The following is a 23,606-nucleotide window of genomic DNA, read 5'->3' on the forward strand; positions in this document are numbered from 1 at the left end:
GAGTGCGAACCCGAAAAGAAAGCCAAGCGAGATATGGTGCAGCAAGGCAGAGTCGTGAAGATGTCGCCGGCGCAGACCTGGGTCGCGCGCCGGCTTCACATTTCAGTGGCTGTCACCCCGGTTTGGGCCGGGTCAGAACTTGGCGCGAGCGCCTGCGTAGAAAGTACGGCCCTGCGTGTTGTAGCCGAAAACTTCCTGGTACTTGGTGTCGAAGAGGTTATGGACGCGGCCGTAGATTTCCACCTGATCGCTGACCTGATAGTTGAGACCGGCATTGACGACTGTATAGGCGGGGAGGGTGACGGCCGTGGCCGGCCAAGTGCTGAAGTCGTCATCCATGTTGTTACCGACAAAGACGACCTCGCCGTGCAGGGTCAGCGGGATCTCTTCGAGCTTATAAGCGAGATTGACCGCAGCCGAATGCTGGGGGCGGCGGATTTCGCGCTTACCGCTGGGTTCCTGGGCATCGAGATAGGTGTAGGTCACCCCAGCCGTCAAACCGCTGACGATGTTGACGCTTGCCGACAGTTCTACACCCTGGCGCGTGCTCGTCCCCGTCTGGTTGATCACCGTACTGGGCGCCCAGCCGTCTTCCAGGATTTCGTTTTCGAGCGTCTGGTTGAAATAGGTGGCATCAACCACGACCATCCCATCCAATAGGCTTTGCTCGACGCCGACATCCCAGCCGAAACTCGTTTCGGGAACAAGGTTGGGATTGGGCGTGAAGGAGCCGGGCACCGAGCCGAACTGTTCATAGAAAGTGGGATTGGTCGAGCCTGTGCCCACAGAACCGTGCAGCTTGGTGCCGGTATTGGGAATCTGCCACGCAGCGCTGGCGCTATAGGTCGTGACATCGGCAAAATTGTCGTTGAAATCGTGCCGCAGAGCCGCCGTCAGATAGAGCTGGTCGAAATAAGTGCCACGATATTCACCGATCAGGGAATGAGTGGTGCGCTGCTTGAGTTCGAGCATGCTCGGATCGGTAATCGAGGTCGAATTCAGCCGCTGGAACGTTTCGTGCACGAGATCATAACCGAACGTAACGGTGTGTGTGCTGTCCAGAAAATCGGGCGTGTCGAAATTCCGTCCGACCTGGTACGAGGCCTTGTACCGGTCCCCGTTATAGGCGGTTGAGACAGCGTCGAACCGGTTGGTGGAAATGCGCTCCGTGGTACCGGCACTAATGCGTGCGTTCTGGAACCAGATGCCATCTTCGCTGACCCAGCCAAGGCCAAGCGAGCCGAACAGCTCGTTGACCTTGCCAGTGTCGGACGTGTCCTGCACGATGCTGCTGAAATCCTGCCAGTCGGTTTGAGCATACATGCGCCCGTAGCGCACCGTGCCGTCCAGAGTTAGCTCAGGCGTGATTTCGGCGCTGAACCGGGCATTGGCGTCGATGTGGCTCGCGCCGTCCAGTTCGCTGCCCAGCGAAGAAATGTTGAAGCCATCGGTATGACGCAAGGTGAGCGAACCGGAAGCGTTGAAATTGTCCTGACCATAAGCCAGCGAGCCGCTGGTCATCTTGGTTCCGTCGCTGCCAAATTCACCGGAGAGGCTGCCATGCAGGCCTGAATCAGCACTCGACCGGGTGACGATATTGATGACACCGGCCATGGCATTGGCACCCCAAAAGGCGCTTTGCGGGCCACGCAGGATTTCAATGCGTTCCACATTGGCCACCTGCAGCCTGCCGAAATCGAATTCCCCGTCGGCAGTTTCGCTTACGGGCACGCCATCGATCAATACGAGGACATGGTTTCCCTCGGCGCCACGAACGCGAACCTGGGTCTTGCTGCCTACGGAGCCTGTGCGAGAAACGGCAAAACCCGGCACCTGTCGCAGAATATCGGCCACATAGGGCGTGCCCGACAACTGGATCTTGTCGCCATCGATCACCGTATACGACCGACCGATCTCCTGCTCCTCGAACGGCGTCAGGCCGGCGGCGGTGATGCGGAGGACGTCGAGAGTAGTCTCCTGTGCCGCTGCCGGCAGGGACGTGGCAAGCATGGCGGTGAGAAGGGCAAGAGACGAAACGTGGGGCTTGAGGCGCATGAAGGAGGCTTTCTTGGGCGGGATCGCTCAGCGGGCTCCAGCGGGTGCGATTGGGCACAAACGGCTGGCGGGACGCGCGGGCTGAGAAAAACTGGAATAGTCTTGTGTATAGGCGCCGCGGTCAGCGGCCCGAAAGAAAGCGGATGCGATTTGTCTTCATCGATCTGGTCCTCTCGCCGATCCGCCCGATCAGCCTGAAATGGATTCCGTTTCCATGGCAGGTCTCCTGGCTTGCGGATCAGGCCGAAACCTCGCCTTCCCAGCCAAACCGGCCAGTGGACAAAGAGGCTTCGTCTCCGCTTACAGTTGCGGGGGCAGCGTCGGACTGGGGATCGCTCCCCCACCGGCTTCCCTATTATCCCCTCGCGGGGACCATGGACGGAGCGAGAATGGTGAAGACACAATTAAGAGTCAACGACATAAGGATCTCCTTATATCTGTTTCAACAGCGGCCTTCCCTCAGACACTAGTCGAGCGTGATCGAGCGATTGAAGACGCGCTCGTAGCCCGGTGTCTTGTCCGGATGCAGGATGGATATGAGGTCCATCAGCACCATATCCGGCCGCATGCTTCCCAGCTCATAGAACTGCACCCCACCATTAGGCCCCTTGAGAGCGTCCGGTATCCAAACTTGGCCTGCTTGGGCAGCCGGCAGCGCCGCCAGTCGCGGGTCTTCTGCCGCGATATCGGCGAGCGTGAAATAGTGGATCGAAGCCTGAATCCAGACCTTTGCATCCTGCGCCGCCACGATCAGCCGTTCGAGATCGCGAATTTGAAAACTGCCGGTGCTGGCGTCATCCGCAAAAACATAGCGGCCACCAGCGTCCTGGATCAGCCGGGACATGAAGGACTTCCCACCCGCAGCAAAGAAGACGCCGTTAAAAGCCTGCCCGCTCAGCACCAGCGGCCGCTCGCTTTCCGGCACGTCGGCCACCAGCGCCAAAGCCGCATCATAGTGTTCGACCACATCGGCAAAGGCCGCGTTCGCCTTGCCCTCGGCGTTGAAGAACAGACCCATGAACTTGACCCATTCGGCCCGTCCCAGCGGCGAAGTCTCCTGCCATTCGGCAAAATTGATGACCGGCACACCCGCTGCCGCCAGACGCTGCACCTCTGCCTCGCCACCGCCGCCAGCCATGAACACATCGGGCGCCGCCGCGACAACCGCCTCGACATTGACCACGCCCGAGGTCTCGTACTCGACGACCTCGGCCTGCTGCATGTGCTCGATCAGCTCGGGCGTGGCGATAAAATCCCGCCGCGCCACTCCAGTCACGGCGTCCACCGCCTCGATGGCCACAAGCGCCGGGCTTTGCGACGTGCTGCCGGAAAAGAGCGAATGAACCGGCACGGTTATGCGCGGCGCATTGGCAAATTCTGGTCCAAGGTCCGGTTCGGGCGCCCCGCATTGCACCAGCACATAGGTTTCCCTCTGCCCGCCAGGCGTGGGGCGCTCGACCGTCACCACCTTGTAGTGGTCGAAATAGGCGACCGAAAAATTGTCTGCATAGTCGGCGCTGGATTTTACAGAGAAATAGTCGGTCCCGGGTTTGAAGTCGGTGACGCAGCCCCGGGCATCGAAGGCCGCAGAGGCCGGCAGGGTCAATGCCAGAAGGGCGACACCGGCAATGAAAAGACGACGACTGGTCACTGTTGAGCTTCCATTGCGATTACGCCGGTTTCCTCGCGCACGAAACGCGCAAGTTCGGCAAAGCGAGTGCCGCTACCATTGCCCGCCCGACCCCGTGCGTGCCAGCCGGAGGCGTCAATGGCGACCACCACAAGGGCGCCTTCGGGCGAATGGGCGATTTCAAAACCCTCGCGCTCCAGCACGGTCCGAGCCATGCTGACGCCTTCGCCTGTGCCGCCGACAAAAGCCTTGCCGTATGGATGCTCACGAATTTTGAACGTACGGTCGCCAGCGGAAAAGGCAATATTGGGGCCCGAAAAAGCGGCACTGATACTGCCATCGGCAAGCAGATCTTCGGGCGCGCCGATATGCATCCGCCCTGCCCCATCGATCAGCCAGATCGTATCGGCCATGCGCAGAGACAGGTCGAGATCATGGCTCGAGAGAACAACCGCAACATTCCGCTCCCGCGCCAGCCGCCGCAAGGTAGCGACAATTTCGACGCGCGCCGATACGTCAAGGAACGCCGCAGGCTCATCGAGCAACAGCACGGCGGGCCGCTGGGCCAGCGCGCGGGCGATCATGATGCGCTGGCGTTCGCCATCTGAAAGCTCGTTGATCTCGCGATGCGCCAGGTGCTCCGCACCGACGGCAATGACCGCGTCGCGGACGATCGCGCGATCCTCATCGGAAAGAAGCCCCGACCAGCCAACATGCGGGTAACGCCCCAGCTCGACCAGCTTGAAAGCCGGCATGGAACCGACCGCAACGCGCTCGGTGAGCACGACAGCGACACTGCGGGCAAGGTCATATTGCGACATGCGGGTGATGTCGGCACCATTGATCGCTACCGACCCGCCCAGCGCCGGCTCCATCCCGGCCAGTGTCCGCATCAGGGTGGATTTGCCGATACCATTGACGCCGAGGAGGCAAACGAGTTCGCCCGGAGAGACCTGCACATTGATGTTGCGCAAGACGGTCCGGGATTTGCCGTGGCTGCGATAGCCAACGGCAAGATCATGGGTTTGAAGAGAAGCACTCATCCCGCAAAAACCCCGTTTCGCGACCGCAGGATGACAAACACAACCACCGGGGCGCCAATCAGCGCCGTGACCGCATTGAGTGGCAGCACGCCAAGATTGGTCGGGAGAAGCGAAACAAGCTGTGCCAGAAGCGCCGTGAGCGCACCAAGCAGGATCGTCGCCGGCACGAGCACACGATGGTCCGACGATTTGAGCATGGCCCGCGCCATATGCGGCACCGCCACGCCGAGAAAGCCGATAGGCCCACAAAAGGCCGTCACGACGCCGGCGAGCATGGACGCCGCCGCCATGGTCACGAGCCGCATCGCCCGGGTATTAAGACCCATGGAGCGCGCATAGTTTTCGCCCAGCAGCAGCGCATTAAGCGGCTTGATGCTGACACAAGCGACCACGAGGCCCAGCATCGCCACAGGCGCCAGCACCTGCAACTCGGTCCAGGTCACCGCACTGAATGAGCCAAACCCCCAGGCGATCCAGCGCTCGAGCTGGTCCGGCCGCGCCCCCGCCACGAGCAAGGTGACAAAGGCCGAGACGGCATAGCCCGTCATCAATCCGAAGATCAGCACGGTGGATGGATTTTGCAGTCGCACGGAAATCGCCAGCACCGGCACCAGCACCAGGAGGCCGCCCAACGTGGCCGCCCCGACAATGGCAAAGCCGCCGCCAAGACCCATGCCGCTCGACAGAAACGCCCCTATGGTGCTGCCCGAGGCAAGAACAACCAGCGCCACGCCCAGGCTCGCGCCCGAAGTGATGCCAAGCACGAAAGGATCCGCCAGCGGATTGCGCATCAGTGTCTGCATCTGGAGGCCCGCAACGCTGAGCGCCGCCCCGGCGAGGCATGCCGTTATGGCGCGCGGCAGACGAATGGACAGCACAATGTCAAAATCCGGATTGCCATTGGCAAGCTGGCCGCTCAAAGCGCCGATCACCGATTGCAGCGGGATTGCCGTCGACCCCAGGCAAATCGCGGCGACAAAAGCCACAAGAAGCAAGAAGAGGGCAAGAGCGAGCACCAAGGTGTGGCGGGTCCGCATCGACGCCGCCATGGCCGGAATGTCCAGGTCGTAATTGCCGCTCCCGCGCTGCTCTTGGTGATTGAATGCCATCAGAAAACCGCTGGGCCAGATCGACATGATCGTCTGTTGGTAAGGCCAAAAGCGCAATCTTGCGATGCGCGAAAAGCGATTATCGCGAATTTCTGTGAGAAGCGCGCCTCAAGTCAGGCTGATACCAGCGCCTCCGTCTGGGATACGGACCGCAGTTTCAGTTCCTCCGAGCGCAGGCACGCATCTAGGTGATTCCCCTCCCCGCGCAACTCAGGCACATTCACCCGGCAGGCGTCGGTGACGTAGCGGCAGCGATCGGCAAAGGCACAGCCCGCGAGGGGCTTTGCCGCATCCGGCACATGCCCCGTCAGCCGGATACGCGCCCCTGTCTTGCGCGCCCCGCGGCCAGGAATGGCCGCCAGCAAGGCCTCGGTATAGGGGTGTCGCGGATTGCGGAAAATCTGGTCGGTCTCGCCCAGTTCCACGATCCGCCCGGCATACATCACCGCCACCCGGTCGCTGATATTGGCAATGACGCCGAGGTCGTGGCTGACAAAGACATAGGTCAGCCCCAGTTCGGCCTGCAGCTCCTTCATCATGTTGATGATCTGGGTCTGCACCGAAACGTCGAGCGCCGACACCGCCTCATCGGCGATCACCAGCTTCGGGTCGGAGGCCAGCGCCCGCGCTATGGCGATGCGCTGGCGCTGCCCGCCGGAAAAGGCATGCGGGTAGCGCTCGGCATAGTCGGGGCTGAGGCCGACGCGAGCGAGCAGGCCTTGCACCTTCTCCTCGATCTCGGCCGCCGAGTGATTGCCATTGACCTGCAGCACTTCCCCGATGATGTCGCGTACCCGCATACGCGGATTGAGCGAACCGGTCGGATCCTGAAACACCATGCGGATATCTGTCCGCAATTGCTTCGCTTCGGCGCCCTTGGCCGCCCGCACATCGATATCGGCAAATTGCACCTCGCCGCTATCGGCACGATGCAGACCGACAAGCGTCTGCCCCAAGGTCGACTTGCCGCAACCGCTCTCGCCGACGAGACCCAAGGTTTCCCCCGGAAACACATCGAGCGAAATGTCATTGACCGCCCGCACCGCTCCGACCTGACGCTGGAAGAACCCGGCGCGAATGGCAAAATGCTTGTGCAAGTTCCTGACGCTCAGCAGCGGTTTTCCTACCGCCTTTTTCGCCACAGCGACCGGCGCTCCCACATCGACGACTTTGCTCACCCGCGAAAACTTGTGCGCCTGCGGTCCATAGGCATGACAGGCGACCATATGGTTCGCACCGAGATCGGTCTCGAGCACCGCAACATGCCCGCACATGTCTTTCCGCGCCCATTCGCAACGCGGATGGAACGAGCATCCGGCCGGCCGCAAGGCTGGCGGCGGGACCATGCCGGGAATGGCTTTCAGCGGCGCCTTGAAGTCTCCATCGAGCCGCGGCATCGAGGCGAGCAGCCCCTTGGTATAGGGATGCTTGGGGTTCTCCAGCAGCTCCCTGACCGGCGCCCGCTCGACAATCTTGCCCAGATACATCACCGCCACTTCGTCGGCGATTTCGGCAACGACCCCGAGATCATGGGTGATGAACAACACCCCCATGCCCGTCTCGCGCTGCAACTCGCCGAGAAGATCCAGGATATTGGCCTGCGTCGTCACATCCAGCGCCGTCGTCGGCTCGTCGGCAATGAGCAGCCGCGGTTTGTTGATCAGCGCCATGGCGATCATCGCCCGCTGCCGCTGCCCGCCCGAAAGCTGGAACGTATAGGAGTCGTACCGCCGCGCCGGGTCGGGCATGCCGACCTCTTCGAGCATTTTTATGCCCTCGGCCCGCGCGTCCTTCTCGCTGATTTTGCGATGCAGCATCAGCGCTTCGCTGATCTGGTTGCCGATGGTGTAGAGCGGCGACAGGAAGCTCATCGGCTCCTGGTGGATCATGGCGATATCGCCGCCACGAACCTGTCGCATGAGCGGACTGGTCGGCTTGGTCTTGGCAATATCGAGCACCGAACCGTCGGTTTGCCTGAGATTGATCGAGCCGCCCGACACCCTGCCAGGATGATCGATTACCTGCAGGATGGATTTGGCCGTCACCGACTTGCCGCAGCCGCTTTCGCCCACGAGGCACAGTGTCTTGCCAGCCGGAATATCGAGATCGAGCCCCTGCACCACATCGACGGCTCCGGCAAAGGTGATGCGCAGCCCGCGGATTTCAACGAGATTTTCCATGGTCTTAGTCCGCATAGGGGTCGGCGGCGTCACGAAGCCCATCGCCGAGGAAATTGAGCGCCAGCACCGCGATCACCACCGCCACGCCAGGCAGCAGCAGCCAGGGTGCAGAGGCGATGGTGCGCACATTCTGCGCCTCCTGCAGCAGCACGCCCCAGCTCACGATGGGCGTGCGCAGGCCAATCCCGAGATAGCTGAGGGCCGTCTCAGCCAGGATCATGCCGGGAATGGCCAGCGACACGGTCGCGATGATGTGGCTCAGAAAGCTCGGCAGCATATGCCGGAAAATGATGCGCACCGGCCCGCAGCCATCGAGTCGCGCGGCTTTGACAAAATCCTCGTTGCGCATGGCGAGGAACCGCCCGCGCACCACACGCGCCAGGCTCGTCCAGCCTAGTACCGAGAGGATGATGGTGATGAAAAAATAGACCTGCAAAGGCGGAATATCGCGCGGAATAGCCGCCGCGAGCCCGATCCAGAGCGGGATGGCAGGCACCGACTGCACGAATTCGATGAGCCGCTGGATGACATTGTCGACCACGCCACCGAAGAGCCCCGAAACCCCGCCGATCAGAATGCCCAGCACCAGGCTCGCCGCAACGCCCAGCAAGCCAATGGTCATGGAAATGCGCGCGCCATAGATCGTGCGGCTCAGGATATCGCGCCCCAACCGATCGGCACCGAAGATGTAAAAAGGCTGTCCCACCTCGACCGGCCCGAACAGATGCCGGGCAGCCGGAATGAAACCAAAGAGCTTGTAGGGCTCGCCGACGACAAAAAAGCCGATATCGATGATCGATTCCGGATCGGCGGTAAAAATGCGGCGGCCTGAATTGTAGTCGACGACAGTCTTGTACGCGTTGACATGCGGGCGGAACTGCCAGCCGTCCTCGGTTGAAACGCCCAAATGCACTTGTTGCGGCGGCGCGTAGGCATAGGCCGGATTATAGGCTTCGAGCGTCACTGGCGCGAGAAAGTCGGGAATGGCGGCAACGACATAGGCGAGTAGCACGATGATGCCGCCAAGCACGCCCAGCCTGTGACGCAGAAACTTGCGCCAGACCAGGGCCCAATGCCCCTCAAAGCCCTGTCCCCGGCGTTTTTCCTGCGCCGGTGACACCATGCCGCTGGTTTCGTCAAACGTGGTCATGATGCCAGCCCTCACCCCTGCTGATAACGAATGCGCGGATCGAGCCAGGCGAGCAGCAGGTCGCTCAGCAGCGTCCCCACCACCACCAGCACGCTCAGCATCAGGATGAAGCTGGCGGCCATGTACATGTCCTGCTCCATCAGGGCCTTGATCAGCAGCGGCCCCGTGGTCTGCAGGCCCATGACGATTGCCACGATGGTGCCGCCCGAAACGATGTCGACGAAAATGTCGTTCTGCCCGGAAACGAAGGGGTTCATTGCGTGGCGCACCGGATATTTCATGAGGAGGGCAAACTCGCCCTTGCCCTTGGCGCGGGCCGCCGTGACATAGGGCTTGTGCAATTCGTCGATGAGGTTGGCCCGGATCACGCGGATGACGCTGGCCGTGCCTGACGTGCCCAGTACCACCATGGGCAACCAGAGATGGGCCATGAGATCAGTGAACTTGCCCCAGCCCCAGGGCGCCTCGATATATTCGGGCGAAAAGAGTCCGCCCACATCCTGCCCAAACCAGGCGAAGGCGACATACATCAGCGCCAGCGCCAGCAGGAAATTGGGCACGGCCAGCCCGAGAAATCCCAGAAAGGTGAAAATATAGTCCCCGACCGAATAGCGGCGCACCGCCGAATAGATGCCGATGGGAATGGCGACGACCCAGACGAAGAGGAGGCTCGCCAGCGACAGCACCACGGTCAGCCCAAGGCGCGGCCAGATGACTTCCTTGACAGGCAGGTTCCAGCCGAAGGAATAGCCAAAATCCCCGCGCAGCACGACGCCGGTGATCCAGCTCCAATATTGCACGAGAAGCGGCTGATCGAGCCCATAGGCCCGGCGCATGGCCTCGATTTCCGCGAGCGGCATGATATCGCCCTTCTTGGCCGCTTCCTCGGCGAGCCGGTCGACGAAATCGCCGGGCGGTACGGCGATGACGAGAAACGATATGAGCGAAACCGCAATGAGCGCTGGGATCACATAGATGATGCGGCGCAGAATGAATGAGCCCATACCGGTCTCCTCTACTTCACGCCACGGACCCTGCCTCGCCCGTCAAAACGGAGGTTCCCGCTTTCGCGGGAATGACATCGGGGGTTGAACGAACCCGGCGAGATCACGGCAATGCGTGGCAATCAATGAGACGGCCGGCCCCTGCAGGGAGTGAAGAGAGACCGGCCGATGCCGGATGGCCCCTGGCGTGGCCATCCGTAGGGCGAGACCTATTGCTTGATGAAATAGGTCGACAGGTTCGACGGCGCCGGGCCCGGATAGAGCCAGCCTTCGATCAGTTCGTCCGGCACGTTGTGCACCTCGTTCTTGACCGACCGGTAGAAGCCCGCCGGGGTGGCGACGCCGATGGCGAGGAGTTCTTCGGCCGCAAGGTCGGTGAACTCCTTCATCAGCGCGGCCTGCTCGTCGCCGATCTTGGTCGGAATGAGCGAACGCAGTTCATACATGCGGGCGACATTGGCGGGCGGTTCCACCGGGGTCACGCCTTCGGGCAGGCTCGCACTGGGATCAAGACGCTGCTTGTCCCAGGCCGCCCAGCCGTCCCAGTGGCCGAGCTGCCAGCCACCGTAGTCATTCATGAAGCGGCCGAGATTGAGCAGCGGCAATTGACCGCAACCATTCTCGCCCACCCAAACGCCGGCGTCGGATGCAGCGTCGGCCAGCGCATTGCGATAGACGCCATCGGCATGGAAATTGAGCCGCACATCGAGACCGGCCTGTTTCCAGGTACGTTCGATGAGCTGGAAGGCGTCAACCGTGTCCGGCTTGAAGTCGGCATTGATGTCGACGGCGAAAGAGAACGGCTGGCCATCGAGGCCCACGCGCACCCCGTCCGGCCCCAGGGGTAGGATCTTGTCGAGATATTCGGCAGCCTTGGTCAGGTCGAACTCGGTAAAGTCCTTGGCCATGGCTTCGTTGAAGAACGGGGAGTCACGCAGCGGCGCGGGCTGGAAGGCCTCGCCCTGCCCGAGATAGACCGTGTCGATGATTTCCTGGCGATTGATGGCCAGGGAAACGCCCTTGCGGAAATCGGGGCTCGAAAACACAGCTGCCTTGCGCGGATCGGCACTGTTCACCGAGAAGGCGAGCACGGCCGTGTTGTAGTCGCAACTCCTGGCATTGACGAGGTGATAGTCGCCTGCCTCCTGATTGTCGAAGAACACGGCGCGGTTCTGCGGAATGGAGACATTGCGGGGCGACATCGAGATATTGCCCTGGATCGCCTGGAGCAGCGTCACTTCCGGATCGGCCGCCAGCGCCCAGACGCGCTCGTCGATATAGGGAAGCTGTTGGCACTCGGGATCGACCGCAAAGTAGTAGGGATTCCGGACATAGGTCAGGCGTTCCTTGCCCAGAAGCGTATCGGTGCCGATCCAGGCATGGATCGACGGGCGCTTCGGGTCGTTGAACTGCGCGGCGTCGTTATAGGTGCCGACATTGGCCTTCCACCAGGCCGCATAATCGGTCTGGCCGGCATCGGCCATCAGCTTGGCCACGCCATCGGGATTGGCGTCAATGTCGAACTGCTCGAGATAGTGCTTGGCGAACTGCACGGCGCGCTGGCCATAGGGGCCGGCGAGGTTCTGCAGGAACAGGCCATTGGGTTCGGCATAGGCGAAGGTCACGGTGTAGTCGTCGACCTTAGTGACGGTCGGCGCCTGACCGTTATTCTTCCATTCGGCGCGCGGCCCGCCGGTCATGACCTTGGGATTGTTCTCGACCCGATCCCACCAGAAGAGGATGTCGTCGGCGGTAAAGGGCTGGCCGTCCGACCACTTCATGCCTTCGCGCAGATAGATAGTGTAGGTGCGCGCGTCTTCGCTCACATCCCAAGCCTTGGCGACGCCGGGCACGACTTCCGAGCCATCGACGCTCCAGCGCACCAGCGGCTCGTATCCGAACTGGCGGATATCGGCGATATTACCGCCGCCCCAGCTATCGATGAACTGGCCACCATAGGTGCCGATCTCCTTGGCCGGCTGAATCACCAGCGGCTCGATCGGCAGGCGCTCCGCCACCGGCGGCAGCGTACCTGCATCGACAAGAGCCTTGAGTTGCGGCGCTTCGGTAAAACCGCTCGCGCAAACCGCGGCGTTATCCTGCGCCTGAACCGGCAAAACCACCGCGCCAGGCAAAGTCGATGCGCTCAACAGCAGCGATGCTGCCATGAGCCTCGTTAGGCCAAAACGTACCTTCTGCATTTGCTTCCCTCCCACGAATTGAACACTTCGCATCCTCCGAGGCCCGGCCGGTGGGTTGGAGCCGGAAGCCTCACCTTCCTGAGGGTGCTTTTGCCCCTCGTCACTAGTACCCACATCTATCGGTTTAGTGACGCTATCTTGTAAACGTTTTCAATACAAGCTAGGAAAATCGACATGGTCGGGCGCTTCGCAAAGTGCTATCGCAAAGGCCTTTCCGTCACCCCTGATGTGAACAGTGTGCTAACCAAGTGGTAACCATCAAAGACGTCGCGAAGCTGGCCGATGTGTCGATCGCCACCGTGTCGCGCGTGGTCAACGGCTACGCACATGTGCGTCCGGAAGTTCGCGACGCGGTCAACAAGGCCATCGACGCACTGGGCTATCGCCGCAATGGCCTCGCCAGTTCCTTCCGCACGCAACAGTCTAATATCGTTGGCGTTTTGCTGCGCCAGCAGCGCACACCCTTCTCCAGCGCGCTCGCCTATGCCATCGAAACCACCATGTTCGACCAGGGCTACCGCGTGCTGCTCTGCTCGACCAATGGCGATGCCGACCGCGAACAGGCCTATCTCGAAACCATGCTCGACATGCGGGTACAGGGCATCATCATCCGCCCCTCCGCCACCACTGCACGCACCGTCAAGCAGGTCTCAACCCTGCGCGAAAGCGGCGTTTCCGTCGCCTTCGTCGATATGAAGCCCAAGATCGCCTCGATCAGCTCCGTGGTTTGCGACAATTTTTCGGGCGGCTATCAGGGCATGCGCCACCTTATCGAGCTCGGCCACCGCAAGATCGGCGTTGTCGCCGGCGGCATCGCCCAGCGCGGCGGCAGCCAGGACGTCGGCAGCGAGCGCGTTCGCGGCATCCGCCAGGCGGCACACGACCTTGCCGACGATGTCGAGATCGTCTTCTCGCATCCTTTCGACACCGCCAGTTTTGAAGTGGGCCGCGAAGCGGGCCAGGCCATGATCACAGGCAGTCCCGGTATCACGGCCATTTTCGGCACCACCGACATGCTCGCTATCGGCGTCATGCACGCCGCCCACGCGCTTGGCCTCGAACTACCGCGCGACCTGTCGATTCTGGGGTATGACGGCGTCCTCGAATCCGCCGTTACCTTCCCCACGCTCTCCACCATCGCCCAGCCGATCCACGAAATGGGCCAGATCGCCGCCATGACGCTGATCGACCACATGCGCGAAGCCAGCAAATCGCCGCGCCAGGTCGTTCTGGAAAACACCCTCATCCAGCGTGCCTCGACCATTCCGCTGGAGATCTAAGGGCCCCATCGCCCGCCCAGGCCCAGCGGATTATTCAGGCCGATCGTTCGGTTCATCCGCGCAGTTTTCATCTCCACGATGCTGGCGCGGGCCCGACCCGAGAGCCAGTGCAGAAGCCACGGCACTTGCGCTGTTGAGACCTCGGGTCAAGCCCGAGGCAAGTGCGGGGGGTAGCTCGATGAGTGCCCAAGACAAACACGTTCCCGGCACACGCGAACCCGCTCGCTCAAGATTTTCGAGACCCTCTCAACCACGGCAGCATTTCTCCCGAAAGCGGGAATCTCTGCTTCTACGCCGGGACTCCCGCTTTCGCTAATGCCCCCGACGGGAGCGCGAAGGCCCTGCCCGGGCCCACCCTCCAAGTCCCCGACGCCTCTTGCCCGGCCGGCCCACCAGCGCGCGGCCAAACCATCAGCTTATCCCCGCCCCACCCACCTCCGTTATACTGGGCACGACGGGAATGCAGCCTATCGAAAAACGTGGTCAGACCAGCAACAGCATCTTTTGCAAATTTAACAGCCAACGCCTCTTGCGGTATAATCTTGAAAACGATTACAAGATTGCCAGCGACAGCCGATCGTCAAAGGGAAGTCTCATGTCCTCGCCAATCCGGGCCGCCACCGCAGCGGAAATCGAACTCGCTCGCCGTCTGGCCCCCGTCATCCGCTTTTGCGACAACGAGCCATTTCTGCCCGGCCGCGTCGGCATTTCGGTGTTGACCGAACCCTGCCGCTCGCCCTCTGCGGCGCTCGACATCACCTTCGGCCCAGGCATCGCCAAGGTCGTCGAATATGCCATCTGGTGGGACTGGGACATCCAGCACCTCTATGAGCTCGAGCACATCTGGCTCAAGCTCGACGCAGAAGACCGTGTGGTCGCCGTCGAGGCCAGCGCCCATGGCGGCATCTTTCCCATGGTGCAGGAAGACGGTGCGCTTCCCCTCGAAAACGGCCGCGTGACTCTGGTCTCCGCCCCCGGCAAGCACGCCTTTTCCGCCACCCCCGAAGGCCAATTGCCCGCCGCCAAGGTGACGGCCCTCTGCTGCCAGGAGTTGGCCGGCCGCGACACCATCCTCGTCAACGACATGTTCCGCGCCGCCCTCGATGGCCTCACCGCGGAGGACCATCGCGCGGTAAAACGCTACCTGCAGGCCCGCGCCTTCCTGCCTTCGGTTCATTTCAACCAGCGTTTCGATCTATCCTCGGTCGAATTTTCGTCCTGGGCAGATCTCATGGCCTGGATTCCAGGCCGAGTCCGGACGGTTCTGGCCGAGGTGCGGCAGCAGCAACCTCTTCTCAAAGCTGTGTTTCTCGATAGCGGCGACACGCTGGTCAATGAAGCCACCGAAATCTTCGACGCCGAGGGCTATGTCATCGAGGCCGGACTTATCCCCGGTGCTCTGGAGATGATCAACGCCCTCACCAACGAGGGCTATCGCCTTGCCCTCGTCGCCGACGGCCGCGTCCGCAGCTTTGCCACGATCCTCGGCGGCCATGGCATCGAACCGCATTTCCACGCGCAGGTCATTTCCGAGGCGGAAGGCTGCGAAAAGCCCGACGCGCGCATGTTCCAAAAGGCCATATCGTCGCTTGGCCTTGCCGAAAGCGACGCCAAAGACATCGTCATGGTCGGCAATCACCTCGAGCGCGATATCGGCGGCGCCAACCGGCTGGGGATCGTCAGCATCTGGCAAAGCTGGTCCAAGAAGCGCAGCCACATTCCGGCGAACGAGGATGAAGTCCCGCGCTACACGATCCGGACCCCTGGCGAACTCCCCACGCTTCTTGAAGAAATCGAACGGCAAATGGCAAGATGTCACATGAACCCGATTAAACCGGCGGCATGACAGCCATTTTCGGAGCGATTCGCCGTGACCTTGAAATTCCTCGTGCTCAGCGACCTGCATGTCATGCCCGAGGGCGAATTGTCGGTCACGCTGGACACCGGCGCCCGCTTCGAACAGGCGGTCGAGGCGATCACGGCGCGCTATGGCAATGCCGATTTCTGCGTACTGGCCGGGGATCTTGCCGACCTCGGTCAACCGGCCGCCTATGAGCGGCTCAAGGCCATCATCGATCGCATTCCGATCCCCGTGCACATCACGCTCGGCAATCACGACGATCGCAATAGCTTCCTTGAGGTCTTCGGCGCCAGCCACATCGCCGCAACCGGCAAGGTGGATAAAGCCTTTGATATCAAGGGCTACCGCATCATCCTCCTCGACTCGTCCGAACCCGGCCGGGTCGATGGTGTGCTGACCGCATCACAGATCGACTGGCTGAAATCCCGCCTCGACGAGGCTGCGGATCGCCCCGTCATCGTCATCCTGCACCACAATGCCAATGCGCTGCATATCGAATCCGACGACATCCGCATCCTCGAACCCGGCGCCTTTATCGACGCGCTCAAAACCCATCCAGATATCCGTCAGGTCATCGCTGGCCACGTCCACCTGACCTCCACCGCCACCTGGCACGGCATCGCTTTCACCACGCTTTCGGGCGGGCATTATCAATGCACGGTCGACCAGCCGCACGTCCCCATGCGTCGCCTCACCGGTCCCGGGCAGATGGCCTATGTAATCGGCACCGAAGACAGCACTACCGTGCTTTTCGACGACTATATCGACGGCAATACCGAGATATTTCTGGAGAATCTGTAGCCGTTCCAAAGACCTAGCGCGGCAACTCCGGCGTCGAGCGACCCCAGCGCACAACGCAGTCGACCACACGCTGCATGGGGGGCTCCGTCGGGTCCCTGTCTATGATCTCGGCAAGAGCGGTGCTGACCATGCCTTCCAACGGCATGATCGTGGTTATGGAATGTGCTTCCCAATTGGCGAGCGCGACACCGTCGTGGCCGACGATAGCAAGGTCTTCGGGCACGCGGATATTGAGGAGCGATGCTGCGTCCTTGACCCCGATCGCCATCAGGTCGTTGGCGCAGACGATGACGTCGGGGCGAGCGCGGCGCAGCAGGAGAACGGCTTCCTTATAGCCGGATTCATAGGAATAGTCGCCGTGCTCGACAACGTCGAAGGCAAGCCCCTGGGCTTCGAGGGCGTCGGAAAACCAGCTCATGCGCTGCTTGTCGATATGGCTCGAAGAACGGCCTGAGAGATAGACGAAATGGCGGCGGCCCATATCAACGAGGCGATCGACAACCTGGCGCGTCGCGGCAGATGCGTCGAGCCGCACGTCGGAAACGGCACGGCCCTGCAAAGGCTCGGAGGACGCAACAATCAGAGTGGCGGAACGAAAAATATCGGCGGCGTCATCGATCGAAACGGCGTCGGAGTAAAGCACGACATGATCGACGCGATAGGCCGAGGCGATGCGCATCAACTGGTTGCGGTCTTCGTGATTGGCGCAGCAAAGCAGCAGCGGCATGCGCTCGCGGGCCTGCAGACGATGCACCAGTTGATCCAGACCTTCCCCTTCGGCCGGATTGGCAACTGTATTGACCACCAGGGCGACGAGGCGCGACTGGCTCATATTGAGCGAGCGCGCCATTGCATTGGGGCGATATCCGTGTTCATCGGCGAGCGCGAGAATGCGCGCCCGCGTTTCGGGCTTGATCAGTGAATCGGCAGTGAAGGCACGCGAAATGGTGGCTGACGAGACGCCGGCGAGCTTCGCCAATTGTACTGATGTCAGCCCTTTACTTCGCATGCCGGCCGCGTTCCGTTGAGTGTCAGGAGTGTGACACCTCTATGGCAATTGGCGTGCCGTCGCCAGCCACAGATGCCTTGATCGCATCCCAAAGACGCGCAAAGCGCAGGCCATTGGCGACCGTCGAAGGATTTTCGAGGCGTCCGTCGCGGACAGCCTGGAAGGTCTGCATCGGAGTATCGCGAATCTCGTTTTCCTCACGCGGCTCGGCGACACCCTCAATGGTGACCTCGCGCCAGCCGCCCCAGGCATCGATGCGGACAATGGCCTTGGTGTAGAAGAAGGTGATGGCGGAAGCACAGCCCGGGGGACCGTCGCCAGCGGCATTGAACGTGACGAGCGCGCCATTGCTGAGTCGTGCGGCCACGGCAGTCGCCAGATCGACCGCGAGGCCACGATTGTTTGCATAGGCCGACAGGCGCTCGAACTCGGCATCGGCCAGCACGCAGACCGTGTTCATCATGTGTGCGCCGGTGTCGAACATGAAGCCGCCGCCGGAGATGGCCGGGTTCTGCTTCCACTGCCCCGCATAGTTCTTGGCCCAGCCTTCCCAAATGGAGGCATTGACGCTGACGAGGTCGCCGAAATCGCCACGGCGGGCGCGGTTCTTGGTGTCGTGAACGAGGGGAGAGAGACCGCCCTGAAAAGCGATGACCACGGTGCGACCAGTACGCTTCTCGGCTTCGGCCAGCGCCAGGGCTTCCTCGACGGTCGTGACCATGGGCTTTTCGAGAAGCAGGTCAAAGCCGGCCTCGACGACGGCCAGGGCATTGGCACCGTGGAAGACGTGCGGCGTGGAAACATAGACCGCATCCATCTGGCCCTGCATGGCGGCGAGCATCTCTTCGGCATTGCCATATTCGGCGGGCCGCTGAGCGCCTGCGGCTTCGCAGGTGTCGGCGAACCGCTTGCGCGAGACTTCGCTCACTTCGGCCGTGGCAACGATTTTGACATCCGCCATCGCCGCCCAGCCCTTGGCATAGTCGGCCGCCTTCAGGCCCGCACCAATGACTCCCAAACGCAAAACCATGTTCGCAATCCTCCATTTTGGAGACGTGTACATGAGGTTTTGCCCAGCCGCAAACGTCAAAATGAACGAAAAATTCTGCCATTCTGAAAAATGGAAAGAACGTTCGATTTCATCTTGTGGGTAAAATGTAAGCGTGTACATTTGTGTCGTCACGCTAAGAGACATGCGGCGCCGACGCGCCGCCAGGGAGGAAATTGTGAACAAACTTGTTGCAGGTGGCCTGGCGGCCATCGCTTTGAGCCTGCTCGCCGGTACGGCCAATGCGGAATCTCTCCGCGTTGCTTTGCACGGTCAGGCCGGCATCGACGCCTTCACCCCCACTGCCGAGCGCATCGAGAAAAATCTCGGGATCGACGTCGAAATCGTCGAATATCCTGCGCCCGACAAAGACTATATGACCAAGCTCCTCACCGAGCTGGCTGCGGGCAATGGTCCGGACCTGTTCTCGATCCCGAGCGCTGCCGACGTCGCCGACATGGTGGCCGCCGGCTATCTTGCTCCGGTCGGCGCGGAACTCGCCGCCTGGCCCGAATATGCCGACTTCGTCGATGTCGCCAAGCAGCTCGCCGTGAGCCCGGATGGCGAGACTTATGTGGCCCCCTACATCCTGGGCATTCAGCAGATCTACTTCCGTCGCGACGTGCTCGAAAAGGCCGGCATTTCGACCGAACAGCCCAAGGACTGGGCTGATCTCCTCGCACGCGCCAAGGAAATCAAGGAAAAGACCGGCTCGTTCGGCCTGTTGTTCCCCGCCGGCGTGAGCTGGGGCGGCGGCGCCTTCGACGAAGGCTTCTCGCACCTCATTATCGGCTCCTCGACCCCGCAGCTCGTGACCGACGACGGCAAATTCGACCTGACGAGCCAGGGCGTGCGCGATGTGTTCCAGTTCTACAAGGACCTCATCGACGCCGACCTGATGCCGGTCGACCCGCTGCTCGGGCCTGAGCCGTGGGTGATCCCGAAGTATGAAATGTTCCCCAGTGGCGAGCTGGCGGCGACCACTTGCGGCTCCTGGTGCTACATTTTCGACTGGGGCCGCGAGAGCCGCAACCCGATCCCGGATGTGACCAATGTCGTGGGCACCTGGGCTGACCCCGGCCAGAACGGTGGCGAATTCGTGCTCGCCAACCTTGGTGCTCCATGGGCCGTCAACGCCAAGGCCGCCAATCTCGAACTCGCCAAGAAGGCGCTGCTCGAAGCCGGTTCGGTTGAAAACCAGATCGAAACCGCAGCCCGCATCGGCAATATCCCGGCCAGCAATGCCGTGCAGAGGGACCCGCGCTTCCAGGCTCTGACCGAGCTGGTGCCGATCCAGGCTGCTGCCAACCACGGTACCTATCTCAAGCAGGCAACCGGCATGTCCGTCGTGTCGGAAGGCGTGGCACGCGCCACCGAAGCCCTCTTGCGCAAGGAAACCGATGCGGCCGGCGCCCAGCAGATCCTCGTCGATCACGTTCGCCAGACGCTCGGCGACGAAGCGGTGAAATAGGCGTCGTCGGATTCCTCCTCCGATGCCCCGGACGCGGCCTCCCAGGGTCGCGTCCCACCTTTCCAGTCGAGCCGCAGCCTCGAGGGCCGCGTCTCCCTTTCTCCCAATCGAGGCACCCGTTCATGGCCTTCGACGCGTTCCAGAAGCGCAAGGAGCGGCAGCTACTCTGGCTGCTTTTGCCCGCGCTCGTTCCGCTGCTGATCCTGACCATCTATCCGGCGCTCTATGCTGTTTATCTCAGCATGACCAATGAGGCGCTGACCGGCGTCGCCGCGGCAAAGCCCCGCTTTGTCGGCGCCGCCAACTACCTGCGTCTCTTTTCGGACGGCCGCTTCTGGAACTCGCTGTTTGTTACCTTCGTCTTCGTGGTCGGTTCGGCCATTATCGGGCAGTTCGTACTCGGCTTCATTTCGGCCATGGCGCTGCGGCGCAAGATCGTCGGTGCACCGGTGTTTGGCGCGGCAATCCTTCTGCCCAATGCGGCACCGGAAGTGGTGGCTGGCTTCATGTGGATTTCGATGCTCGCCGGTGGTGACCACGCGACGCTGAGCAAGATCCTCGTGTTCTTCGGCCTGCCTTATGTCGACTGGCTGCAGACCTTTCCGCTGTTCATGGTGGTCATGGTCAATACCTGGCGCGGCATCGGCACCGCCATGATCCTGCTGACCGCCGGCCTCGCCGCCGTGCCTGCCGAGGTCTATGAAGCGGCGCGCATGGATGGCGCCAATCCGCGCCAGATGTTCATGCGCATCACGCTGCCGCTGATGGCGCCGACCATCTTCCTCTACATGCTGATTTCGACCGTCTCGACCATTTCGGTCTTTGGCCTCGTCTACGCGCTGACCCGTGGCGGCCCCGGCAACAAGACCGAGGTGATCTCGGTCTACATCTACAACCAGTCCTTCGCCGCTTTCCAGATCGGCTACGGCGCGGCCGGTGCCGTGGTGGCGCTGGTGGTCTCACTGGCGCTGGGCATTGCCTATGTGCGCTCCCTCAAGGTGGAAGTCTGATGGCCGGCATTTCCGAAAAGCGCTCGGGCGCTTACACCCTACTTGCCTATGTCACGCTGATCGTCATTTCGATCTTCTGCGTACTGCCTTTCGTGTGGATGGCGCTGGCCTCCATCGACAGCAATGTGCAGCTGTTTCTGAAATGGCCCGATAGCGTCACCTTCGACCACTACACCAAGGTGTTTGCTGAAGAGAACGGCGTGCGCTGGTTCGCCAATTCGCTGTTCACCGTGCTTAGCGCGACCTTCATCGTCATGGTGGTGGCCGGGCTCGGCGGCTATGCGCTGTCGCGCTCGAAAGCCTGGTGGAAGCAGCCGTTCCTCTACGCCATCCTGCTCATTCGCGTGCTTCCGTCCACGGCGCTGCTGGTGCCGCTCTACAAGATCCTGCTGACGGCCAATAACGGCATCGGCACGGTGCTGCGACCGCTGGTGGGCGAGCACTATCGCTTCGTCATGCAGCTCTTCGGCTTCATCGATGGCTATCTCGGGCTGATCATCGTGCTCGCGACCGGGCAATTGCCCCTGGCGCTCTGGATTATGAAGGTCTTCTTCGACGGCGTGCCCAAGGACTATGAGGAAGCCGCCATTCTCGATGGCGCCACCCTGGTCCAGCGCATCCGGCGGGTGCTGATCCCGCTAGCCCTGCCGGGGCTCGCGGCAGCCGGGCTCTTTGCCTTCATGTCGGCCTGGGGCGATTTCCTTTTGCCGCTGATCCTCCTGTCGTCGCCTGAATTGCAGACCCTGCCGATCGGTCTTTTCCGCGCGTTCCTGCGCGTCAACGAGATCGACTACGGGCTCCTCGCGGCACTGGCCACCATCTACCTCATCCCCGCCGTCATCGCCTTCAGCTTCGCGCGACGGTTCCTCGTTCAAACTTTCTCCGGCGGCGTCAAAGGCTAAGCGATGACCACTCCCATGATTCAACTCTCTGGCGTGCGCAAAAGCTTTGGCTCGGCCGAAATTATTAAGGGCGTCGACATTGCCGTGGAAGACGGCGAGTTCACCGTCTTTGTCGGACCCTCGGGGTGCGGCAAGTCCACCCTGTTGCGCATGATTGCAGGCCTGGAATCCATCGATGGTGGCGACCTTGTGCTCAACGGCAAGCGCATAAACGATGTGCCGCCCGACCAGCGCGGCATCGCAATGGTGTTCCAGTCCTACGCGCTCTATCCACATATGACCGTGGCGCAGAATATCGGCTTTTCACTGGACCTGAAGAAGGTGCCCAAGGCCGAGATCGCCCGCGAGGTGGGCCGGGTTTCCGAACTGCTGCAGCTATCCGAACTGCTTGATCGCCGGCCGGCCGAACTCTCCGGTGGGCAGCGCCAGCGCGTTGCCATCGGCCGTGCCATCATCAAGCAGCCCCGCGTCATCCTGTTCGACGAGCCACTCTCCAACCTCGATGCGGCTCTCCGCGTGCAGATGCGCGCCGAGCTACAGAAGCTGCATCAGGAACTGAAACCCACCATCGTCTATGTGACGCATGACCAAGTGGAAGCCATGACCATGGCGACACGCATCGTCGTGCTCAACAAAGGCAAGGTAGAGCAGTGGGATACGCCCATCGAGCTCTACAATAATCCCGTCAATACCTTCGTCGCCGGCTTTATCGGCTCACCGCGCATGAATCTCGTTCCCGGCACCATCATTGGCGATGCAACCGGCCAGAGTTTCAAGGCGAATGCCGGCTGGACGACGCGGCTCGATAATCGCTCTCTGGCCGGTGCCATCGGCCAATCGGTGACACTGGGCATGCGGCCCGAGCACATCCAGCCGGCAATCGACAATGTCGATCTCGAAGCCACCATCGCCATCGTCGAGCGCCTCGGCGCCGAGACCTATCTCAATCTGCGTAATGGCGACGACACCCTGCTCGTGCGCGCCCAGGGCGACCTGGCGCTGGCGCCGGGCTCAACCGTGAAGCTGGCGCTCAACCATGGCGCCTTCCACCTCTTCGATCAGTCCGGACGCGCTATCACCGGCTGATTCATTCTACGGAGACTATTGTGACTATTCGCCTGACCATGTGGAACGAAGGCCGCCACGAAAAGAACGATCCGCCAGTCGCCAAGATTTATCCCGACGGCATGGATGGCGCGCTCGCCGCCGGCTTTGGGGATCGTGACTTCACCATCGAGCGCCGTACCATCGACGATCCAGAACAGGGCCTGACGCAGGAACTGCTCGACCGCACGGACGTGCTCACCTGGTGGGGCCATGTCGCCCATGATGAGGTGAAGGACGAATATATCGACCGCGTACAACAGCGCGTGCTCGCCGGCATGGGCCTGGTCGTTCTCCATTCAGGCCACCACTCGAAGATGTTCCGCCGCATGGTCGGCACCAATGCCAATCTTTCCTGGCGCGAACTGCCGGAAGGCGACCTCGAGCGGGTCTGGACCATCCTGCCCAACCACCCGATCGCCGATGGCGTGCCGCCATTCTTCGAGATTCCAGCCTCGGAAATGTATGGCGAGCCGTTCGACATTCCCGCGCCCGACGAGATCGTCTTCCTCTCCTGGTACAAGGGCGGCGAAGTGTTTCGTTCCGGCGTGACCTTCTATCGGGGCCTTGGCCGCATCTTCTACTTCTCGCCCGGCCACGAGACCTTCCCCATCTATCACCATCCCATGGTGCAGCACGTGATCGGCAATGGCATCGAATGGGCCATGCAACCGCACAAGCCTTCGCGCAAGTTGGACAACTGGCACCGCAAGGAGCCGATCCACCGCTAGAAGTGGCAGCGATATCT

At 61.6% G+C, this 23,606-nt stretch carries 18 protein-coding genes and 1 riboswitch; of the genes, 8 read left to right on the forward strand and 10 right to left on the reverse strand.

Going from position 1 to position 23,606, the window contains the following annotated elements; translation table 11 throughout:
- Nucleotides 1–132: 132 nt before the first annotated feature.
- The 8 genes from J7557_RS20200 to J7557_RS20235 all read right to left on the reverse strand — a co-directional run bounded on the left by J7557_RS20200 (nucleotide 133) and on the right by J7557_RS20235 (nucleotide 12,372).
- Complete coding sequence (locus J7557_RS20200; RefSeq protein ID WP_291422033.1) at nucleotides 133–2,055, reverse strand: TonB-dependent siderophore receptor; 1,923 nt, start codon at nucleotides 2,053–2,055, stop codon at nucleotides 133–135.
- A gap of 198 nt (nucleotides 2,056–2,253) precedes the next feature.
- Nucleotides 2,254–2,447: riboswitch (cobalamin riboswitch) on the reverse strand.
- Nucleotides 2,448–2,521: 74 nt separating this feature from the next.
- A complete protein-coding gene (locus J7557_RS20205) occupies nucleotides 2,522–3,706 on the reverse strand; it encodes an ABC transporter substrate-binding protein (protein ID WP_291422035.1) in 1,185 nt (394 codons plus the stop codon).
- On the reverse strand, nucleotides 3,703–4,728 hold the full coding sequence (locus J7557_RS20210) for an ABC transporter ATP-binding protein (RefSeq protein WP_291422036.1): 1,026 nt from the start codon (nucleotides 4,726–4,728) through the stop codon (nucleotides 3,703–3,705). Before J7557_RS20210 ends, J7557_RS20205 begins: the two co-directional genes overlap by 4 nt.
- Entirely contained in the window at nucleotides 4,725–5,864 is a 1,140-nt protein-coding gene (locus J7557_RS20215) for an iron ABC transporter permease (RefSeq protein WP_291422038.1), read from the reverse strand. The genes J7557_RS20210 and J7557_RS20215 overlap by 4 nt, the downstream gene beginning before the upstream one ends.
- Before the next feature lie 86 nt (nucleotides 5,865–5,950).
- Nucleotides 5,951–8,017: an ABC transporter ATP-binding protein gene (locus tag J7557_RS20220; protein ID WP_291422040.1), complete on the reverse strand. Its 2,067-nt coding sequence runs from the start codon at nucleotides 8,015–8,017 to the stop codon at nucleotides 5,951–5,953.
- Nucleotides 8,018–8,021: 4 nt separating this feature from the next.
- Nucleotides 8,022–9,140 carry an ABC transporter permease gene (locus J7557_RS20225; RefSeq protein WP_367272924.1) on the reverse strand — a complete coding sequence of 373 codons (1,119 nt, stop codon included), beginning with the start codon at nucleotides 9,138–9,140 and terminating at the stop codon, nucleotides 8,022–8,024.
- Between the two features lie 38 nt (nucleotides 9,141–9,178).
- On the reverse strand, nucleotides 9,179–10,171 hold the full coding sequence (locus J7557_RS20230) for an ABC transporter permease (RefSeq protein WP_291422044.1): 993 nt from the start codon (nucleotides 10,169–10,171) through the stop codon (nucleotides 9,179–9,181).
- Between the two features lie 209 nt (nucleotides 10,172–10,380).
- The gene (locus J7557_RS20235; protein WP_291422046.1) at nucleotides 10,381–12,372 is read right to left on the reverse strand and encodes an ABC transporter substrate-binding protein; all 1,992 of its coding nucleotides are present in this window, start codon (nucleotides 12,370–12,372) and stop codon (nucleotides 10,381–10,383) included.
- 248 nt (nucleotides 12,373–12,620) lie between these two features.
- Here J7557_RS20235 and J7557_RS20240 point away from each other — a divergent pair, with 248 nt between their 5' ends.
- The 3 genes from J7557_RS20240 (at nucleotide 12,621) to J7557_RS20250 (ending at nucleotide 16,314) form a co-directional block, all read left to right on the forward strand.
- Nucleotides 12,621–13,652 (forward strand): LacI family DNA-binding transcriptional regulator, encoded by a 1,032-nt coding sequence (locus tag J7557_RS20240; RefSeq protein WP_291422048.1) that lies wholly within the window; start codon nucleotides 12,621–12,623, stop codon nucleotides 13,650–13,652.
- Nucleotides 13,653–14,247: 595 nt separating this feature from the next.
- Nucleotides 14,248–15,498 carry an HAD family hydrolase gene (locus tag J7557_RS20245; protein WP_291422050.1) on the forward strand — a complete coding sequence of 417 codons (1,251 nt, stop codon included), beginning with the start codon at nucleotides 14,248–14,250 and terminating at the stop codon, nucleotides 15,496–15,498.
- A gap of 24 nt (nucleotides 15,499–15,522) precedes the next feature.
- Nucleotides 15,523–16,314 carry a metallophosphoesterase gene (locus J7557_RS20250; protein WP_291422051.1) on the forward strand — a complete coding sequence of 264 codons (792 nt, stop codon included), beginning with the start codon at nucleotides 15,523–15,525 and terminating at the stop codon, nucleotides 16,312–16,314.
- A 13-nt stretch (nucleotides 16,315–16,327) separates the two neighbouring features.
- On the opposite strand, the gene J7557_RS20255 is transcribed toward J7557_RS20250, so the two are convergent.
- Nucleotides 16,328–17,293, reverse strand: coding sequence for a LacI family DNA-binding transcriptional regulator (locus J7557_RS20255; protein ID WP_291422053.1), 966 nt, complete (start codon nucleotides 17,291–17,293; stop codon nucleotides 16,328–16,330).
- A 52-nt stretch (nucleotides 17,294–17,345) separates the two neighbouring features.
- Nucleotides 17,346–18,353: a Gfo/Idh/MocA family oxidoreductase gene (locus J7557_RS20260; RefSeq protein ID WP_291422055.1), complete on the reverse strand. Its 1,008-nt coding sequence runs from the start codon at nucleotides 18,351–18,353 to the stop codon at nucleotides 17,346–17,348.
- Between the two features lie 196 nt (nucleotides 18,354–18,549).
- On the opposite strand from J7557_RS20260, the gene J7557_RS20265 reads away from it, so the two are divergent.
- The 5 genes from J7557_RS20265 (at nucleotide 18,550) to J7557_RS20285 (ending at nucleotide 23,589) form a co-directional block, all read left to right on the forward strand.
- The gene (locus J7557_RS20265; RefSeq protein ID WP_291422057.1) at nucleotides 18,550–19,842 is read left to right on the forward strand and encodes an extracellular solute-binding protein; all 1,293 of its coding nucleotides are present in this window, start codon (nucleotides 18,550–18,552) and stop codon (nucleotides 19,840–19,842) included.
- A gap of 122 nt (nucleotides 19,843–19,964) precedes the next feature.
- Nucleotides 19,965–20,852: a carbohydrate ABC transporter permease gene (locus J7557_RS20270; protein ID WP_291422059.1), complete on the forward strand. Its 888-nt coding sequence runs from the start codon at nucleotides 19,965–19,967 to the stop codon at nucleotides 20,850–20,852.
- Entirely contained in the window at nucleotides 20,852–21,754 is a 903-nt protein-coding gene (locus tag J7557_RS20275; protein WP_291422061.1) for a carbohydrate ABC transporter permease, read from the forward strand. The genes J7557_RS20270 and J7557_RS20275 overlap by 1 nt, the downstream gene beginning before the upstream one ends.
- Nucleotides 21,755–21,769: 15 nt before the next feature.
- Nucleotides 21,770–22,840, forward strand: a complete 1,071-nt coding sequence (locus tag J7557_RS20280; protein WP_291422493.1) for an ABC transporter ATP-binding protein — start codon at nucleotides 21,770–21,772, stop codon at nucleotides 22,838–22,840.
- Nucleotides 22,841–22,860: 20 nt separating this feature from the next.
- On the forward strand, nucleotides 22,861–23,589 hold the full coding sequence (locus tag J7557_RS20285) for a ThuA domain-containing protein (RefSeq protein ID WP_291422063.1): 729 nt from the start codon (nucleotides 22,861–22,863) through the stop codon (nucleotides 23,587–23,589).
- Nucleotides 23,590–23,606 lie beyond the last annotated feature (17 nt).

The organism is Devosia sp., assembly GCF_017744655.1.
In the GTDB taxonomy this organism is placed as follows: domain Bacteria; phylum Pseudomonadota; class Alphaproteobacteria; order Rhizobiales; family Devosiaceae; genus Devosia.

Excerpts from the sequence above, each read along its gene's own strand:
- J7557_RS20200 (WP_291422033.1), bottom strand. The coding sequence starts at position 2,055 with ATGCGCCTCAAGCCCCACGTTTCGTCTCTTGCCCTTCTCACCGCCATG.
- J7557_RS20280 (WP_291422493.1), top strand. The coding sequence starts at position 21,770 with ATGATTCAACTCTCTGGCGTGCGCAAAAGCTTTGGCTCGGCCGAAATT.
- J7557_RS20260 (WP_291422055.1), bottom strand. The coding sequence starts at position 18,353 with ATGGTTTTGCGTTTGGGAGTCATTGGTGCGGGCCTGAAGGCGGCCGAC.
- J7557_RS20210 (WP_291422036.1), bottom strand. The coding sequence starts at position 4,728 with ATGAGTGCTTCTCTTCAAACCCATGATCTTGCCGTTGGCTATCGCAGC.
- J7557_RS20215 (WP_291422038.1), bottom strand. The coding sequence starts at position 5,864 with ATGTCGATCTGGCCCAGCGGTTTTCTGATGGCATTCAATCACCAAGAG.
- J7557_RS20235 (WP_291422046.1), bottom strand. The coding sequence starts at position 12,372 with ATGCAGAAGGTACGTTTTGGCCTAACGAGGCTCATGGCAGCATCGCTG.
- J7557_RS20275 (WP_291422061.1), top strand. The coding sequence starts at position 20,852 with ATGGCCGGCATTTCCGAAAAGCGCTCGGGCGCTTACACCCTACTTGCC.
- J7557_RS20245 (WP_291422050.1), top strand. The coding sequence starts at position 14,248 with ATGTCCTCGCCAATCCGGGCCGCCACCGCAGCGGAAATCGAACTCGCT.
- J7557_RS20230 (WP_291422044.1), bottom strand. The coding sequence starts at position 10,171 with ATGGGCTCATTCATTCTGCGCCGCATCATCTATGTGATCCCAGCGCTC.
- J7557_RS20270 (WP_291422059.1), top strand. The coding sequence starts at position 19,965 with ATGGCCTTCGACGCGTTCCAGAAGCGCAAGGAGCGGCAGCTACTCTGG.
- J7557_RS20225 (WP_367272924.1), bottom strand. The coding sequence starts at position 9,140 with ATGGTGTCACCGGCGCAGGAAAAACGCCGGGGACAGGGCTTTGAGGGG.
- J7557_RS20220 (WP_291422040.1), bottom strand. The coding sequence starts at position 8,017 with ATGGAAAATCTCGTTGAAATCCGCGGGCTGCGCATCACCTTTGCCGGA.